General features: G+C 67.2%; 19 protein-coding genes. 10 read left to right on the top strand and 9 right to left on the bottom strand.

From position 1 onward, the window contains the following. Window positions 1-34: 34 nt before the first annotated feature. From JWN21_RS08070 to purC, 4 genes are all read left to right on the top strand, one after another. Window positions 35-943, top strand: coding sequence for an alpha/beta hydrolase (locus tag JWN21_RS08070; protein WP_299648130.1), 909 nt, complete (start codon window positions 35-37; stop codon window positions 941-943). Beyond that, window positions 940-2154, top strand: coding sequence for a kynureninase (gene kynU / locus JWN21_RS08065; RefSeq protein ID WP_299648127.1), 1215 nt, complete (start codon window positions 940-942; stop codon window positions 2152-2154). Before JWN21_RS08070 ends, kynU begins: the two co-directional genes overlap by 4 nt. An 85-nt stretch (window positions 2155-2239) precedes the next feature. Further along, on the top strand, window positions 2240-3142 hold the full coding sequence (locus tag JWN21_RS08060) for a hypothetical protein (RefSeq protein ID WP_299648124.1): 903 nt from the start codon (window positions 2240-2242) through the stop codon (window positions 3140-3142). An 89-nt stretch (window positions 3143-3231) separates the two neighbouring features. Further along, window positions 3232-4011 (top strand): phosphoribosylaminoimidazolesuccinocarboxamide synthase, encoded by a 780-nt coding sequence (gene purC, locus JWN21_RS08055; protein ID WP_299648122.1) that lies wholly within the window; start codon window positions 3232-3234, stop codon window positions 4009-4011. A 12-nt stretch (window positions 4012-4023) separates the two neighbouring features. Here the strand turns inward: purC and JWN21_RS08050 are convergent, their stop codons facing one another. Next, window positions 4024-4173: a hypothetical protein gene (locus JWN21_RS08050; RefSeq protein WP_299648119.1), complete on the bottom strand. Its 150-nt coding sequence runs from the start codon at window positions 4171-4173 to the stop codon at window positions 4024-4026. A gap of 139 nt (window positions 4174-4312) precedes the next feature. On the opposite strand from JWN21_RS08050, the gene purS reads away from it, so the two are divergent. Both purS and purQ read left to right on the top strand, forming a co-directional pair. Beyond that, a complete protein-coding gene (gene purS, locus JWN21_RS08045; RefSeq protein ID WP_299648116.1) occupies window positions 4313-4543 on the top strand; it encodes a phosphoribosylformylglycinamidine synthase subunit PurS in 231 nt (76 codons plus the stop codon). Then, a complete protein-coding gene (gene purQ / locus JWN21_RS08040) occupies window positions 4540-5205 on the top strand; it encodes a phosphoribosylformylglycinamidine synthase subunit PurQ (protein WP_299648113.1) in 666 nt (221 codons plus the stop codon). The genes purS and purQ overlap by 4 nt, the downstream gene beginning before the upstream one ends. 20 nt (window positions 5206-5225) lie before the next feature. Here the strand turns inward: purQ and JWN21_RS08035 are convergent, their stop codons facing one another. Together JWN21_RS08035 and JWN21_RS08030 are read right to left on the bottom strand one after the other, a co-directional pair. Next, complete coding sequence (locus tag JWN21_RS08035) at window positions 5226-5969, bottom strand: queuosine precursor transporter (RefSeq protein ID WP_299648110.1); 744 nt, start codon at window positions 5967-5969, stop codon at window positions 5226-5228. Continuing rightward, window positions 5959-6729 (bottom strand): molybdopterin-binding protein, encoded by a 771-nt coding sequence (locus tag JWN21_RS08030; RefSeq protein ID WP_299648107.1) that lies wholly within the window; start codon window positions 6727-6729, stop codon window positions 5959-5961. The genes JWN21_RS08035 and JWN21_RS08030 overlap by 11 nt, the downstream gene beginning before the upstream one ends. A gap of 52 nt (window positions 6730-6781) precedes the next feature. Here JWN21_RS08030 and map point away from each other — a divergent pair, with 52 nt between their 5' ends. After that, window positions 6782-7609 (top strand): type I methionyl aminopeptidase, encoded by an 828-nt coding sequence (map, locus tag JWN21_RS08025; RefSeq protein ID WP_299648104.1) that lies wholly within the window; start codon window positions 6782-6784, stop codon window positions 7607-7609. 47 nt (window positions 7610-7656) lie between these two features. Here map and JWN21_RS08020 read toward each other — a convergent pair whose 3' ends face one another. After that, window positions 7657-9669, bottom strand: coding sequence for a S9 family peptidase (locus JWN21_RS08020; RefSeq protein ID WP_299648102.1), 2013 nt, complete (start codon window positions 9667-9669; stop codon window positions 7657-7659). Window positions 9670-9754: 85 nt separating this feature from the next. Here JWN21_RS08020 and purL point away from each other — a divergent pair, with 85 nt between their 5' ends. The 3 genes from purL (at window position 9755) to bfr (ending at window position 12842) form a co-directional block, all read left to right on the top strand. After that, window positions 9755-11986: a phosphoribosylformylglycinamidine synthase subunit PurL gene (gene purL / locus JWN21_RS08015; protein ID WP_299648099.1), complete on the top strand. Its 2232-nt coding sequence runs from the start codon at window positions 9755-9757 to the stop codon at window positions 11984-11986. Between the two features lie 79 nt (window positions 11987-12065). Next, window positions 12066-12233, top strand: coding sequence for a (2Fe-2S)-binding protein (locus JWN21_RS08010; protein WP_299648096.1), 168 nt, complete (start codon window positions 12066-12068; stop codon window positions 12231-12233). Window positions 12234-12326: 93 nt separating this feature from the next. Then, window positions 12327-12842, top strand: coding sequence for a bacterioferritin (gene bfr, locus JWN21_RS08005; protein WP_299648178.1), 516 nt, complete (start codon window positions 12327-12329; stop codon window positions 12840-12842). A 36-nt stretch (window positions 12843-12878) separates the two neighbouring features. Here bfr and JWN21_RS08000 read toward each other — a convergent pair whose 3' ends face one another. From JWN21_RS08000 to JWN21_RS07980, 5 genes are all read right to left on the bottom strand, one after another. Then, the gene (locus JWN21_RS08000) at window positions 12879-13301 is read right to left on the bottom strand and encodes an Hpt domain-containing protein (protein WP_299648093.1); all 423 of its coding nucleotides are present in this window, start codon (window positions 13299-13301) and stop codon (window positions 12879-12881) included. Between the two features lie 89 nt (window positions 13302-13390). Further along, window positions 13391-14749, bottom strand: coding sequence for a ribosome biogenesis GTPase Der (gene der / locus JWN21_RS07995; protein ID WP_299648091.1), 1359 nt, complete (start codon window positions 14747-14749; stop codon window positions 13391-13393). A gap of 41 nt (window positions 14750-14790) precedes the next feature. Continuing rightward, entirely contained in the window at window positions 14791-16113 is a 1323-nt protein-coding gene (locus JWN21_RS07990; protein ID WP_299648088.1) for a PQQ-binding-like beta-propeller repeat protein, read from the bottom strand. Then, a complete protein-coding gene (locus JWN21_RS07985; protein ID WP_299648085.1) occupies window positions 16110-16808 on the bottom strand; it encodes a tetratricopeptide repeat protein in 699 nt (232 codons plus the stop codon). Before JWN21_RS07985 ends, JWN21_RS07990 begins: the two co-directional genes overlap by 4 nt. Window positions 16809-16870: 62 nt before the next feature. Continuing rightward, window positions 16871-17364: 3-methyl-2-oxobutanoate hydroxymethyltransferase (locus tag JWN21_RS07980; RefSeq protein WP_299648082.1), on the bottom strand; the 494-nt coding region annotated here is incomplete at its 5' end.

Here is a 17364-nt window from a genome sequence, read left to right as displayed (position 1 = left end):
GGTGCAAGTCGCGAAGGCTCTATACGCCCGGCCCATGTTGACCCTCCGGCTGGCCGCAGCCCTCCTCCTGCTGACCGGCGGCACGGCGCCGAAGCTGCTCACCTGGCCCGACCTGACCAGCCGGGTTCGTCCCACGCCCGACGCGACGATTCCATACGGCACCGACGAGTTCCAGAAGGTTGATGTCTGGACCCCGGCCGGCCCCGGTCCGCATCGCACCGTGCTGATGGTGCATGGCGGGTGTTGGCAGAGCGCGATTGCCGACCGCAGCCTGATGTACTGGATCGCCGACGATCTGCGCCGCAGCGGCTATGCCGTCTGGAACATCGACTATCGGGGCGTCGATCGACCCGGCGGTCGTTTCGACGGCGTCTTCACCGACACCGGCCGGGCCGCCGATCTGCTGCGCGATCATGCCACGCGCTATCGGCTGGACCTGTCGCGCGTTGTTGCAGTCGGCCATTCGGCTGGCGGGCATCTCGCCGCCTGGCTGGCGGCGCGGCCTCGGCTCGGACGCGGCCGGCTGACGAAGCCGGCGAACCCGCTCCCGATCGCGCATGTGATCAGCCTGGGCGGGTTGCCCGACCTTGAGCAAGCTTTGCGCGAACGCCAAGGCTGCGGCAACGAGCCGATCGACAAGCTCCTGCTGCCGTTCCCGATTGAGGATGCGCGCGTGACCCGCAAGCAGCAACGCGAGTTCCTCCGCGACAAGTCCATTCCGCTGATGGCGCCGATCGGCGTGCCGCAGACGCTGATCAACGGCGACAGCGACCGCATCATCCCGACCCGGTTCGCCGCCGACTATGCCAGAAAGATGCGCGCGGCGGGCGACCAGGTGTCGGTCCACGTCATACCCCGACAGGGCCATGTCGAACTGATCGCGCCCGAAAGCGCCGCCTGGGCGGAGGCGAGGCGCGCAATTGCGGCGGCATTCCGGCGATGACCTTCGCCGACGCGCGCGTGCTCGACGCCACCGATCCACTCGCGGCGGTCCGCGATCGCTTCATCCTTCCCGAAGGCGTCATTTACCTCGATGGCAACTCGCTAGGTGCGTTGCCGCGCGCCACGCCCGCCGCGCTCGCAGACCTGACACAGCGGCAATGGGGCGAGCGCCTGGTCCGCAGCTGGAACGAAGGCTGGATCGACGCGCCGCAACGGCTCGGCGCCAAGCTCGCACCCCTGCTCGGCGCGCAACCGGACGAGGTGATCGTCGGCGACTCGACGTCCGCCAATCTGTTCAAGCTGCTCGTCGCCGCGTTGCGGGTCGATCCCCATCGCCGGACGATCGTCGGCGAACTCGGCAACTTCCCGACCGATCTCCACATCGCCGATGGCGCGGCGGGCTGCGTCGCCGGCGCAACGCTCCGGGCGGTGCCGCGCGCACAGGTGCGGGCCGCGCTCGGTCCCGACACCGCGGTCCTGCTGCTCACCCACGTCCACTACAAGACCGCCGAGCGCTGGGACATGGCCGCGCTCACCGCCGCCGCACACGCGGCCGGTGCGCTGGTGCTGTGGGACCTCAGCCATTCGGTCGGCGCGGTGCCGTTGCACCTGAGCGACGCTGGCGTCGATCTGGCGGTCGGCTGCGGGTACAAATATCTCAACGGCGGCCCCGGCGCGCCTGCGTTCCTCTACGTCGCGCGACGGTGGCAGGACCGCCTCGCCAGCCCGGTGAGCGGCTGGATGGGTCATGCCGAGCCATTCGCGTTCGCCGACACCTATCGGCCCGCGCCCGGCATCAAGCGCTGGCTCGCGGGCACCCCGCCGATGCTCGCCATGGCTGCGCTTGAGGTAGGGCTCGACACCTGGGCGGAAGTCGACACGGCGAAAGTCTGGGAGAAGAGCGCCGCGCTGTTCGACATCCTCGCCGCCGCCGGCGATCGACTCGGGCTGGAGTGCGTCACTCTCCGCGAGCCAGGCAAGCGCGGCAGTCACATCAGCTTCCGCCACCCGCATGCCTACGCCGTCGTGCAGGCGCTGATCGCGCGCGGGGTGATCGGCGATTTCCGCGCTCCCGACATCCTCCGCCTCGGCCTGACGCCGCTGTATCTAAGTCACGAGGACGTCGCGCGGGCGGGCACCATCTTGGGCGAGGTGCTGGCGCAAGAGCCTTGGCACGATGCCCGCTTCACCGCGCGCCAAGCTGTCACCTGACCAATCGCAGAATGTGGCGAGAATGTGGCTTGACCTAATCCCGAGCCCCTGAGTAGGATTTGCCGTTACGACAGGGAGGGTCGCGATGCGGTGGCTGCTGGTTGGGGTGGGTTGCGTGGCGATGGCCGGCTGCGGGTCGCCGCAACGCGAGGGGTCGACCCAGATGATCACGGCCGATGTGGCGGAGGCACCTTCCCGCGCAACCGCCGACAGCGAAGGCGTGGCGCGCGCGCCCGGCATCAATCTGACCGCCGCGCCGGGTGTGGCGTTCACCTACCGCTACGGCTTTCGGCTACCGGCCGCGCGCGTCGACGATGTGCAGGAACAGCATGCCGCCGCCTGCGAACGGCTCGGGATCGCGCGCTGCCGCATCACCGGCATGCGCTATCGATTGCTGGGCGAAAACAACATCGAGGCGGCGCTGGAGTTCAAGCTCCTGCCGGAGCTCGCGCGCGGCTTCGGCAAGACCGGGATCGCCGGAGTCGAGCAGGCGGAGGGCACGCTGATCGACGCGCAGATCACCGGCACCGATGCGGGCGCGGTGATCGACCGAGCAGGGGTCGACCGGGCCCGTGCCACGGACGAGCTACGTCGCCTGGACGAGGCCATTTTGCGCGCGCGGACTGGCACCGAGCGCGCCGAATTGCAGGCCCAACGCGCCGAGATCGCCCGCCGTGTCGAAGGTGCGTCCGAAGCCGCCGCTGGCGCGCGCGCAAGCCTGGCGCAGACGCCTGTCTCCTTCCTGTACGAATCCGGCCCCGCCGTGCGCGGCTTTGACAGCTCCGCGCCGATCACCAGCGCGCTCGACACTGCAGTCGGCTCCGCGCAGACGACCTTTGCGGTGCTGCTCGGTCTGCTTGCGATCCTCGGCCCGCCCGCGCTCGCGATAGGCCTGGTGCTGTTCGCATTCTTCCGCGCTCGCCGATGGTGGCGGACGCGGGCACGACCGGCTCAGCCGGGGACGGCCGGGCCGCCCGCCGCCGGTTGATCGACGAACGGCGTCGACCTATAGCCCGCGCCTTCAAAGCCCCGGTCGGCCTTCGCCGCCGGGGCGTTCGTTTCCGGGGAACATCGCCCATGGCTCGTCGCCGCCAAATCTACGAGGGCAAGGCCAAGATCCTCTATGAGGGGCCGGAGCCGGGCACGCTGATCCAGTATTTCAAGGACGATGCCACCGCGTTCAACAACCAGAAGAAGGGGACGATCAACGGCAAGGGCGTGCTCAACAACCGCATCTCCGAGCACATCTTCACACTGCTCGACACGATCGGCGTGCCGACCCACTTCATCCGCCGCCTCAACATGCGCGAGCAGCTGATCCGTCAGGTCGAAATCGTCCCGATCGAGGTCATGGTGCGCAACGTCGCGGCCGGCACGCTCGCCAAGCGTTTGGGGATCGAGGAGGGCACGAAGCTGCCCCGCACGATCATCGAATATGCGCTGAAGGACGATGCGCTCGGCGATCCGATGATCACCGACGAACATATCGCCGCGTTCGGCTGGGCGTCTCAGGAAGAGATGCACGACATCGCCGACCTCTCCATCCGCATCAACGATTTCATGTGTGGGCTGTTCGCCGGGGTCGGAATCCGCCTCGTCGACTTCAAGCTGGAGTTCGGCCGTATCTGGGACAATGATTACGGCCGCATCATCCTGGCCGACGAGATCAGCCCTGATTGCTGCCGCTTGTGGGACATGGAAACCAACGAAAAGCTCGACAAGGACCGCTTCCGCCGCGATCTGGGCGGCGAGGTCGAGGCCTATCAGGAGGTCGCGCGGCGCCTGGGGCTGTTGCCGGAGGGCGGCGACAATGCGGTGCTCGATCTGGAGAGTCACCGGAAACGCAGAGGCAAATAGGCCGGACCTGCGCTATTTGTTGACGCGATACCCGGCGATGATCCCGAACAGAAAACTGGCGAACAACGACAGCGAAACCTTGCCGCCGGGATCTTCCCAGCCGAAATAGTTCGCGCCGAACGCGAACAACGCGACGAACAGCACCATGGCTAGTCCGGCCATGCGGCGAACTCCTTGCCCCCGGGCGACACCCCTCGTGCCGACCCGACTCGGACCCGCAGCTTCGACGTCGCGAGTAAAGGAACGGTGAAGCTTGCCCCCCACGATGCTGGGCGCCATAGCCCGGCCGGGAGCATCTGCCATGAAACTACGCATCTTCGTGACGCTCAAGCCCGGCGTGCTCGACCCGCAGGGCCGCGCGATCCAGCACGCGCTTGGCGGACTGGGGTTCCCCGGCGTCAACGAGGTGCGCGCGGGCAAGATGATAGAACTCAACGTCGACGACTCAACCGACGATGCGACGATCGACGCGATGTGCCGCCGACTGCTCGCGAACACCGTGATCGAGAACTACCGGATCGAGAAGGCGTGAAGACCGCCGTCATCGTCTTCCCCGGTTCGAACTGCGACCGCGATCTCGCTGTCGCGCTGGCGTCAGTGACCGGGACCAGACCGGCAATGGTATGGCATGCCGAGACAGCGCTGCCCGACGGCATCGGCCTGATCGCAGTGCCCGGCGGCTTTTCCTATGGTGACTACCTCCGCTCGGGCGCGATCGCCGCGCGCTCGCCGATCATGCGCGCGGTGATCGACGCCGCGGCCAGGGGCACGCCGGTGCTGGGCGTCTGCAACGGCTTTCAGGTGTTGACCGAGGCGGGACTGCTGCCCGGCGCGCTGATGCGCAACGAGGGGCTGAATTTCGTCTGCCGCGACGTGGCGCTGACCGTAGAGAATAGGGCGAACGCCTTCACTAGCGGCTACCGGACCGGCGAGACGCTCCGCCTACCCGTCGCTCACCATGACGGCAATTACGTCGCCGATCCCGACACGCTCGATCGGCTGGAGGGCGAAGGCCGCGTCGCGCTCCGCTACGCCGAGCCGGTCAACGGCTCCGCCCGCGCCATCGCGGGCCTGCTCAACGATGCCGGCAACGTGCTCGGCATGATGCCGCACCCGGAGCGCAAGATCGACGCGTCGCACGGCGGCGACGACGGGCGGCGGCTGTTCGAAGGGCTGGTGGAGACGATTGCTTAATGCTGGCAATCTGACTCTCGTCACACCCGCGCCCGGAACGGCGTGAAATCGGTCGCGTCGTCGTACACGTCCACGCCCTCCCGGCGCTTCAGCCAGCCGACGATCAGATAGGTCGCCGGGGTCAGCAGCACCTCCCAGCCGACCTTCAGCGCCCATTGCGTCAGCAGCACCCAGCCCACCTGTTCGGTGGTCCAGCCCGGCGCGCCCAGAAATGCGAGCGGATAGAAGATGAGGCTGTCTACCCCCTGCCCGACCACTGTCGACCCGATCAGCCGGCTCCACAATGCGCGGCCCTGCGTCCAGATCTTCATCCGCGCGAGCACATAGGCGTTGACGAACTCGCCCGCCCAGAATGCGACGATGGAGGCGAAAACGATGCGCGGCACCTGCCCGAACACCGCCTCGTAGGCCGCTTGTCCCGTCCACCCCGAATCGGGCGGCAGCGCCACCACAACCCAGCTCATCCCTGCCATGAACAGCAGCGCGGCGAATCCCGCCCAGATGCACCGCCGTGCCCGCGCGTAGCCGTACACCTCGGTCAGCACGTCGCCGAGCACATAGGCGATCGGGAAGAACAGGATGCCGGCGCCGAACGGCCACGGGCCGAGGAACGGCAGGTCGACCACCGCCCGTTTGCCCGCGCCGAGCACGTTGGACAGCAGCAGGATCGCGACGAATGCCGCCATGACGTAGTCGAAATAGCGGAACTGTCCCCCAGTCACGTTGCCGGCGGACACCGGCGGCGGCGCGGCCTCAGATACCATCGGCGACGACATCGCGACCGATCGCCTGCAGTGCCTGCGTCAGGTGCGCCACGCATCGTTCCACCAGCGTCTCGTCGGCGCTGCGGACGACGAAATTGGCTCCCACCCGCCCCTCGCGAAAAAAGGGATAGCTGCCGATCGCGACGCCCTCATGCGCCTTTTCCGCATCGCGCAGCAGATCGGCGACCTCGCTTTCGGCAACCCAACAGCCGACCGAGCGTGACACGACCGGCCGTCCACCTTCCAGCTTGCCGGTCAGCGCGTCCAGCATGCCGGCGGTGATGTGCGGCACGCCCGCCATGATGAAGATGTTGCCCCATCGGATACCCGGCGCGCCCGACACGTTGTTGACAATCAGCGAAGCGCCCGCCGGCACTCGCGCCATCCGCGCGCGGACCTCCGTCAAGCCGCCGCGCGTCGCGTAATAGCGCTCCAGCACCGCCATCGCATCCGGGTGGTGTTGGACGCCGACACCCAACGCTTCCGCGATTGCGTCCACGGTGATGTCGTCATGCGTGGGGCCGATGCCGCCGGTCGTGAACAGATAGTCGTTGCGCGCGCGCAGCGCGTTGACCGCCTCGACAATCGCCTCGGTCCGGTCGCCCACCACGCGCACCTCGGACAGCCGGATGCCCTGCACGTTCAGCCAGGCGGCGATCTGCGCGACGTTCTTGTCCTGGGTTCGGCCGGACAGGATCTCATCGCCGATCACCACCAATGCGGCGGTCCAGATACGTTCATCAGGAGCCAAGCTGTCCATTGTCGGACCCTAGCCTCGCAAAGCGCACGCCGCCACGCTATATCGGCGCGCGATGACTGACTATACCACCGTCACCAGCGACCTGCCGATGTCGCGCACCGGCGCGATCAAGCTGTACGGCCGCGAGGCGTTCGCCGGCATGCACAAGGCCGGGAAGCTGGCCGCGGAGACGCTGGACATGCTCGTCCCGCACATGGTGCCGGGCACCACCACCGCCACGATAGACCAGCTGATCTACGACTATATCACCGCGGCCGGCGGTGTGCCGGCGACCTTAGGCTACCGCGGCTATACCCACTCGACCTGCGTCTCGATCAACCATGTCGTGTGCCACGGCATTCCGTCGGACAAGACGCTGAAGGTGGGCGATATCGTCAACGTCGACGTCACGCCGCTCCTCGACGGCTGGCATGGTGATTCCAGCCGCATGTACCTGATTGGCGACGTGCAGCTGAAGGCGCGACGGCTGGTCGAGGTCACGTACGAATGCCTGATGCTGGGCATCGAGCAGGCGCGGCCCGGCAACCACATGGGCGATGTCGCCAGCGCGATCCAGCGTCACGCCGAGCGCCACCGCTATGGCGTCGTGCGGGATTTCTGCGGTCATGGCCTGGGCCGACTGTTCCATGACGCGCCCGAGGTGGTGCATGTCGGCAAGCCGGGCACCGGGCCAGAGCTCAAGCCCGGCATGATCTTCACGATCGAGCCGATGATCAACATCGGCCGTCCGGAGGTGAAGCTGCTCCCCGACGGTTGGACCGCGGTGACGCGCGATCGTTCGCTGTCGGCGCAGTTTGAGCACTCGATCGGCATCACCGAGACGGGCTGCGAGATCTTCACGCTCAGCCCCAAGGGCTGGCATCAGCCGCCTTACGCCTGAGCGACCACGCCTCAGATGCTGACTGAGGCGTGGTCGGCAGTAGGTCCTTATTGCCCTGCTGGCGCCAAGCCACTGACGAAATTCGCCCCCTCCTTAACCTGCGCCGACGACGCGGCGATGGCATCGGCCACGGGCTCCGCGCGACCACCTAGACAGGGCTGCAGGAAGTTCTCGGCCGCCGCCATGAACGCGATGTTGTTCGCGGGCCGGGCAAAGCCATGCCCCTCGTCGGGAAAGACGATGTAGGTGACGGGAATATTCTTCGCCTTCATCGCCGCGACGATCTGATCCGATTCGGCGACGTTGACGCGCGGATCGTTGGCGCCCTGCCCGATCAGCAGCGGGCGCTTGATCTTGTCGACATAGGTTAGCGGCGACCGCTCGGTCAGCATCGCGCGCCCGGCCTCGGTGGTCGGATCGCCCATCCGCTTGTAAAATTGCAGCTTCACCGCCTCCCAATAGGGTGGGATGGTCTTCAGCAGCGTGTGCAGGTTCGACGGCCCGACGATGTCGACGCCGCACGCGAACGTGTCCGGCGTCATCGTCAGCCCGGCCAGCGTCGCGTACCCGCCGTATGATCCGCCCATGATCGCGACCTTGTCCCTGGTCGTGACGCCGCTCTTCACCGCCCAGTCGACCGCGTCGAGCAGGTCGTCGTGCATCTTGCGGCCCCACTGGCCATCGCCTGCGCTGGTGAAGCTCTTGCCGAAGCCGGTGGAGGCGCGGAAGTTGACGGACAGCACTGCATAGCCACGATTGGCGAGCCACTGGTGCGCGCTGTTGTAGCCGAAGCCGTCGCGACCCCACGGCCCGCCATGCACCAGCAGCACCAGCGGCACCGCCGCGTTCGGCTTGCCATTGCCGTCCGCATCGGCGATCCTGGGCAGCGTCAGATACGAGACGAGCGTCAGCCCGTCGCGCGACTTGATCTCATGCGGGAACATGCCGACCAGCGGCGCTCCGGCCAACTCCGGGCGGCTGACGTACAGCTGACTCAGCTTCTTCGCGGAGCGCTCGTACAGATAGGTCGCGGCCGGCGCGGTGACCGGATCGAAGGCGACCAGCCACTTGTCGTCCGCGTCGGTGCGCGAGGTCACTGAAAAGTCGCCTTTGTTCTGCGCTTTCAGAAACGCGAGGTCGGCGCGAACCGCGTTGCCGACCGGCACATACTCGTTGCGGAGATAATAGTCGGTGTAGGCCTCCAGCGCGCCAGTGCGGGGGTGGAACAGCCCGCCCGAGACGTCGGCGCGGGGGCTCTCGCCGACGACGGTCATCTTGCCCGTCGCGACGTCCTGCGCGAACAGCGCCGCCCGGTCACGGCCGCGCGCGTCGGTCCAGTACAGCGTCCGGCCGTCGGTGGTGAACCCCAACGGCGCGGTCGTCTGCGAGTCGTCTAGGCCGAAGCTGACCACGGGCGTCGCCTCCGGCACACTGTTCGTTACCCGGAACCAATCGCTGCCGGCGTCGGGCCGCGGCCTCGACACCAGCCGCAGCCGCAGATCATCGTCGGCGACGAAGCCCGAATAGCCGTCGTTCTTGAACACCAGCGTCAGCTTGCCGGTGGCAAGATCGAGGAGGTGAACATCGTGCCAGCGCGGATCGCGGTTGTTGACGCCGACCAGCAGCTTGTCCTTGATCTTCTGACTGCCGCCGATCAGCTGGACGCGCGTCTTCTCGAACGGCGTTAGCGACCGCTGTGCGCCGGTGGCGACATCGACCCCATAGAGCAGGAAGTTCTCGTCGCCGCCCTTGTCGTTGATGAACAGCAATTGCTTGGAGTCGGGCGACCAAAAGGCGTTGCGGATCGGACGCACCTTCTCGGCGGTCAGCGGCCGCGCCTGATCGGGCGCGGAGGCCGGCGCGACCCACAGGTTCATCACCCCGTCGCGCGGCTGGATATAGCTCAGCCACTTGCCGTCCGGCGAAAGGCGCCCGGCGGTGCGCGTCGGATTGCCGAACAGCTTCGCGCGCTCGATCAGCGGCACCGTCTCCTGCGCAGCGAGCGGTGTGGCGAGTGCCGTCGCAGTTGCGGCGAGCAGCAGCTTTGCGGACTTGGTCATGGTGTCTCTCCCCAGTGTGTTACACGCATAGTGCACCTTCACACCGCGGGTGGCAAGTCGGTTCGCGCGCCGCTATCGCGCGGCCATGAGCCAGATCACGCCCCAGATTACGCCGGCGCTCGTCGCCGAGCACGGCCTGTCGCCCGAGGAATATGATCGCGTCCTCCACGCGCTCGGGCGCGAACCCAATCTGGTCGAGCTCGGCATCTTTTCGGTGATGTGGTCCGAGCATTGCTCGTACAAATCCTCACGCATCCACCTCAAGAAACTGCCGACTACCGGCCCTCAGGTGATCTGCGGCCCCGGCGAGAATGCGGGCGTGGTCGACATCGGCGACGGCCAGGCAGCGATCTTCAAGATGGAGTCGCACAACCACCCCTCCTACATCGAGCCGTATCAGGGTGCGGCAACGGGCGTCGGCGGCATCCTGCGCGACGTGTTCACGATGGGCGCGCGGCCGATCGCGAACATGAATGCGCTCCGCTTCGGCCGGCCCGATCATCCTCGCATGCGCCACCTCATCGCCGGGGTCGTCCACGGCATCGGCGGATACGGCAACTGCGTCGGCGTGCCGACCGTGGGTGGCGAGGTGAACTTCCACCCTGCCTATGACGGCAACATCCTGGTCAACGCGATGACGGTCGGCATCGCGGATCAGGACAAGATCTTCTATTCGGCCGCGTCCGGCGTCGGCAATCCGATCGTCTATGTCGGGTCGAAGACCGGACGCGACGGCATCCACGGCGCGACGATGGCCTCGGCGGATTTCGCGGATGACGCCGACGCCAAGCGACCCACCGTGCAGGTCGGCGATCCGTTCACCGAGAAGCTGCTGATCGAGGCGTGCCTGGAGCTGATGGCGTCCGACGCGATCGTCGCGATCCAGGACATGGGCGCGGCCGGACTCACCTCCTCGTCCGTTGAGATGGCGTCGAAGGGCGGCGTCGGCATCGAGCTGATCATGGACGATGTGCCGCAGCGCGAGACGGGCATGACCGCGTACGAGATGATGCTGTCCGAGTCGCAGGAACGCATGCTGATGGTGCTCAAGCCGGGCCGCGAGCCGGAGGCGGAGGCGATCTTCCGCAAGTGGGAACTGGACTTCGCCGTCATCGGCCGCGTGACGGACACCGGGCGCATGGTCCTGAAGCACCTCGGCGAGACGGTGTGCGACCTGCCGCTGGGCCCGCTGGCGGACGAGGCTCCCAGCTATGACCGCCCTTGGGTACCCACTCCGCCGCAGCCCCCATTGACTGGCTTGCCCGACGAAACGGACATTGCCGCCGACCTGCTCAAGCTGATGGGCTCGCCCGATCTCGCCAGCCGCCGCTGGATCTGGGAGCAGTACGATACGTCGGTCGGTGCCGATACCGTCCAGCGCCCCGGCGGCGACGCGGCGGTGGTGCGCGTCCACGGCACCGACAAGGCGCTGGCGATCACCACCGATTGCACGCCGCGCTATTGTTTCGCCGATCCGGTCGAAGGCGGGCGACAGGCGATCGCGGAGGCATGGCGTAATCTCTGCGCGGTGGGCGCGACGCCGCTCGCCGCGACCGACTGCATGAACTTCGGCAACCCGCAGCGGCCGGAGATCATGGGCCAGTTCGTCGGCTGTATCGAGGGCATGGCCGATGCCTGCCGCCAACTCGATTTCCCGATCGTGAGCGGCAATGTCAGCCTTTACAACGAGAGCAAGGCCACGGGCGGCGGCTCGGCGATTCTCCCCACCCCCGCGATCGGTGGCGTCGGGCTGCTCGCCGACTGGCGCAAGAGCGCGACGCTGGCGTTCAAGCAATCCGGCGACATCATCCTGGTGCTAGGCACCCGCACCGGCCACCTCGGCCAGTCACTTTGGCTGCGCGAGGTGCATGGCCGCGAGGAGGGCCCGCCCCCGCCGGTCGACCTCGCCGCCGAACGCCGCGCCGGCGAGTTCGTGCGCAGGCACATCACCGCCGGGGCGATCACCGCCTGTCACGATGTCTCCGATGGCGGTCTCGCGGTGGCGATTGCCGAGATGGCACTGGCCGGCAACGTCGGTGCAATGATCAACAAGCCCCAGCCGTTCGGCTGCGCGCGCGCGTTCTTCGGCGAGGATCAGGGTGTGTACGTCGTCACGGTCGCTGATCACGCATTGATGGCGTTCCTCCACGCCGCTCATGCCGCCGATGTGGAGGCACAGCCGCTCGGCCGGACCGGCGGCACGCGGCTGATCTTCGAGCGAACGCATGCCGACTACGCGGTGGCGCTCGCCGCGCTGCGCGATACGCATGAACGCTTCTTCCCCGGCCTTATGGGCGTCGACGCGGCGCTCGCCTGATTGGTGCGAACGATGCGCAACAGGCTTGCGAACAATTCTCATTAGCGGTACAGCAACCTTCGTCGCCTTCGGAGGTCCTATGGTTGTCTGCATTTGCAATGCCATTCGCGAGCACCAGATCCGCGGCGTGGCGCGTCAATGCGCTACCCCCTGCCAGGCCTATTCGGCGCTCGGCTGTCAGCCCAAGTGCGGACAGTGCACCGTCGTCGCGCGCGCGATCATCAGCGAGGAACGCGCCGCCGCCTGACAATGTGAGAGTGACTCGCGCGAGTCGTTCGCGCTTGCCCGCGCGTTTGTGGCGGTCCTAGAACGGACGCACAGGAGCTACCACGACATGGCGATCAAGGGCGACCCGCGGGTCATCGAACTGCTGAACGAGGCGCTTAAGAACGAGCTGACCGCGGTCAATCAATATTGGCTGCACTACCGTCTGCTCGACCATTGGGGCGTGTACAAGCTTGCGCAGTACGAGCGCATGGAATCCATCGACGAGATGAAGCATGCCGACTGGCTGTCGGAGCGCATCCTGTTTCTCGATGGTCTACCCAATTTCCAGCTGCTTGGGCGCCTGCGCATCGGCGAAACCGTGGAAGAGGTGCTCAAGTCCGACCTCGACATGGAGCTGGAGGCGGTCGGGCAGCTCAAGGGCGCGATCGCCTATTGCGAGCAGGCCAAGGACTATATCAGCCGCGAGCTGTTCGCGCGCATCCTCGCGAGCGAGGAGGAACATGTCGACACGCTGGAACGGCAGTTCGAGATGATCGCGCGGATGGGCATCCACAACTACATCCAGCTGAACTCGGTGTCGGAGCAGGACAAGCCGCCTTCCGGCGCCGCGCCGTATTTGAAGGGATAACCACTATCCTCTCCCGCACGCGGGAGAGGGCTGGAGTCACATACTCGCGACCCTGCGACCGAAACCACCGCCCTGCGGCTTCCTTGCGACCAGCGGGTTGGCCTCGCGCTCGAGCAGGCTCAGCGTCTGTTCGAACAGCGGGCGCAGCTTGACGATGTGCTCGATCACCTGTTCGGGCGTGTCCTGCATCTCCACGCAATCGCGCGCGATCGTCTCGATCTGCTCGGCGAGCGTGCCCAGCGGCTCGGCGCCGAACTGCCGCGCCTCGCCCTTCAGCGTATGCGCCGGGATTACCATCGCCGCCGCACTCAGATTGCGCATCGCGGCTTCTATCGCCGCGACCGACTTGACGCCGTCCTCGCGAAAATAGCCCAGGATCCGTACAAAGCCCGCACCGAGCTCGTTGCGGGCCTGCCCGAACACAGCCCAGTCCACCAGCGTACTGCCTTCGAAACTCACAGGCCAACCTCCTCGGGCACCGCTCGCACGCGTTGCGCTACCCGCCGTCTCTACCGCAGACAGCGTAAACACATCCTTTCCGCCGGCACTTAGCGGTCGAAAGGATTTTTCGGCGCGCGTAGCGACAGGCGTACGGGCACCCCATCGAAGCCAAGGTCGCGGCGCATCGAATTGACCAGGTAACGCTCATAGCTCGCCGGCAGCTGGTCGACGCGCGTGCCGAAGATCACGAACGACGGAGGCCGCGTCTTGACCTGCGTGACGTAGCGCATCTTGATCCGCTTGCCGCCGGGCGCAGGCGGCGGATTGGCGTCGACCGCGCGTTCGAACCAGCGATTGAGCTCGCCCGTGCCGACGCGCTTGGACCACGCCTCGCGCGCCTGGAACGCAGCGCCGATCAGCTGATCGACGCCCTTGCCGGTCGCGCCCGATACGGTGACGACGGTGACGCCTTTCACTTGGCTCAGGCCGTCCTCCAGCGCCTTCTTGACGCCATTGAACAGCGACGAGGCGTTTTCCGCCACGTCCCACTTGTTGAGAGCGATGATCAGCGCGCGGCCTTCTTCCAGCACCCGGTCGGCGATGCGCAGGTCCTGAGCCTCCAGCCCCAACGTGGCGTCGAGCAGCAACACCACCACCTCGGCGAAATCGACCGCGTGCATCGCGTCCGCGACCGACAGCTTCTCCAGCTTGTCCTGCACTTTCGCGCGCTTGCGCATGCCGGCCGTGTCGATCAGGCGGACGGCGCGCACGTGCCCGTCCGGCGCGTGCCACGTCCAGTCGACCGCGATCGAGTCGCGTGTGATCCCGGCTTCGGGGCCGGTGATCAGCCGATCCTCGCCCAGCATGCGGTTGATCAGCGTCGACTTGCCCGCATTTGGTCGCCCGACGATCGCCAGCTTCAGCGGGCCTTCGAAATCGCGATCTTCCGGTTCTTCCTCGACTTCGTCACGTTCGAGGTGCGGCTGCAGCGCCTCGAACAGGTCGACGATGCCCTCCCCATGCTCGGCCGACAGCGGCACCGCATCGCCGAAGCCTAGTGCCAGCGCTTCCAGGATACCCTGCTCGCCCGCGCGGCCCTCCGCCTTGTTGGCGGCGAGGATGACGGGCGTCGTGGAGGATCGCAGCCAACGCGCGATCTCCTCGTCCATCGGCACCACGCCCGCACGCGCATCGACCAGGAACAATGCCACGTCGGCCTGCGCGATCGCCGCCTCCGTCTGCAACCGCATTCGACCGGGCAATGTCTGTGCGTCGTGATCTTCGTAGCCGGCGGTATCGATGACGCGGAAATCGAGCCCGACGAGATGCGCGTCGCCCTCGCGCCGATCGCGCGTCACGCCGGGTCGATCGTCGACCAGGGCAAGCTTCTTGCCGACCAGGCGGTTGAACAGCGTCGACTTGCCGACATTGGGACGGCCGACGATCGCGACGATGGGAAGGGGCATCTGCGGGCCGTAGCCTAACGGGCGCGGAAGGTCACCCTTGCTTACCGCCAGGCGGTCACGCGCCCCTTCTGATCCAGCGTATACAGCGTCGAGTTCGCCACGACGGGCGGCAGCGTGAACGCCTCACCGCTCTCCACCGTGCGCGCGATTGTGCCATCCGTCGCGTTGGCGAACACCACTTCGCCGCGGCTGTTCGTCATCACCAGCCGGTTACCCGCCAGCACCGGCCCGAACCAGGTGATCAGCCCCTTGCGCCCCTTGGCATTACGAAAGCGTGGCAGCTGCGCGATCCAGCGCGCCTTGCCGCTGGCGGTCGCCAGGCAGATCAGCCGTGCGTCGTCGGTGACGACGAACAGCCACTCGCCCGCCAGCCATGGTGTCGAGATCCCGGCGAGGTTCTGCTCCCACAATCGGCGCCCCGTGGCGAGCTCCAGCGCGACCATTCGCCCGCCCTGCCCCACCGCATACACCCGCCCATTGTCGATCACCGGCGCCGCGTCGATGTCCGCGATCGAGGAGACCGAGGTGGTGATCGACGTCCGCGACAAGGCGTCCTGCCACAGCTGGCGGCCGTTCTCGTACCGGTACGCGTTGAGTTCCCCGCTGGAGAACCCGGCCACGACCGAACCCGCCGCCGCCGCCGGCGCCGCTACGCCGAACACGCCCTGCGTCTCCGCCGTGCCCTGCGCCGCCCAGTTGACCGCGCCCGTCTGCTGGTTGAGCGCGAACATCTGATCGTCCTGCGTCAGGACGTACACGACACCGTTGGCGATCGTCGGCGAACCCCGGAGCGGTCCGCCCGGCTTCGCGCGCCACACCTCCGCGCCATCAGCCGCCTGCAGTGCGACCACGTCGCCGAGGCCGTTGGTCGCGAAGACCTGACCATTGTCATAGCTGACGCCGCCGCCGAACCGCGCGTCGCGGTTGTCGTCGCCCTTGGACACAGACGCGCTCCACAGCCGCGCGCCGGTTGCTGCGGTGATCGCATGCACCCGCGCATCGACATCGGTCACGAACAGCTTGCCGTCCGCGACTACTGGCGGTGCGGCCAGCCGCTGCCTGTCCGAACCACCGTTGATCGACGCGGTCCACGCACGCACCGGTGCATCGGCAAGCGCGAGCTGACCCAGCGACTTGGCCGCATTGCCGCCCGGCTGCGACCAGCTGTCGTTCGCGGTCGCCGCAGGCAGCAGCACGGGGACGTCGGCAATCGTCCGGTCCGCCTCAATGGCATTTTCGGCGACCAGGATCGCCGTGCGGTTGCCGACGGTCGGCGTCTTCTTGGTCCCACCCTTGAAGATGCCGCAGCCGGCGAGCGCGATGAGCGCCGCGACCAGCAGCGGCGAACGAAAACTGGAGATCATGATACGGGCGTTCCTGCGGAAGGTGCGGCGTCGACGCCCAATAGTCCGGCCATTTGGACTGCGCGCTGACGGATGGACTCAGGTACTTCCTCGGCCTTGGCAACCTGCCCGAACAGCTTGCCGGCAAGGTCGCGGCGGTTCTGGCGCAGATAGGCGATCGCGGTCATCTCCCCGGCGCTCCCGAACCACGGGTTACCGGCAACGGCGAGCGGACGCAGCCGCTCAACGACCTGCGCGGGCGGCAGCGTGTCGAACTCGATGGCGGTGCGCCGAATGGTGGCGAGGTCGCGAAACGGCTGGCCCAGCGAGGCATCGGCAGCGATGGCCGCGAACTTGGTCGCCGCTCCCTTGAGGTCGTTCTTGCCCAGCAACAGATCCGCCTGCGCGAGTTTCGCGAGTGCCCGGTACCCATCGCGATCGGACGCGGCGAGCGTGTTCAGCGTCGGCTCGGCCTGCTTGATCTGGTTCGCCTGCAGCTGATCATAGGCGGCGGCAAGCTGTTCGCCTTCCACGCCGGCCTGGGCTGCCTGCCGGTTCTGCCAATAGAGCCATCCGCCGAACGCGAGCAGCGCCGCGACCACCGCGGCGATCACGATCAGACCCCAACGCTTGGCGGCGGCAGCGACCTGATCGCGACGCAGTTCCTCGTCGACCTCGCGCATGAAGGCTTTGTCGGTGGCAGGCGGCAGGGCCAAGGCGAACTCCGGGTGGAAAGCGTGAGCCCTTAGCGGCGCGGCGGCATAAACGAAAGGCCGACTCAGGCCTTGGGCGCGTACACCTGCTCCGGTCCCGGAAAGGCGCGGGCGCGCACCTCTGCGGCGTAGCGCTCGGCCGATGCAGAGATGAAGCCGGCCATGTCGCCATACCGCTTCACGAAGCGCGGCGTCCGCTCGAACAGCCCCAGCATGTCCTCGGCGACCAGCACCTGCCCGTCGCAATGCGCCGATGCGCCGATGCCGATCGTCGGGCAGGCCACGGCCCGGGTGATCGCCTCGGCGATCGGCTCGATCACCCCTTCGACGACCATCGCGAAGCAGCCCGCATCGGCGACGGCGCGGGCATCCTTCAGGATCCGATCGGCCTCCGCCTCGCTGCGCCCGCGCGCGCCATAGCCGCCCAGCTGGTTCACCGCCTGCGGGGTCAGCCCGACATGGGCCATCACCGGAACGCCGCGCGCCGACAGGAATGCGATCGTCTCGGCCATCGCCTCCCCGCCTTCCAGCTTCACCGCCGCGGCACCGGTTTCCTTCA

Source organism: Sphingomonas bacterium, assembly GCF_028292945.1.
GTDB lineage: Bacteria > Pseudomonadota > Alphaproteobacteria > Sphingomonadales > Sphingomonadaceae > Sphingomonas.
Note: the sequence above shows the minus strand (reverse complement) of the source record. Positions and strands in the feature narration are given on the sequence as shown.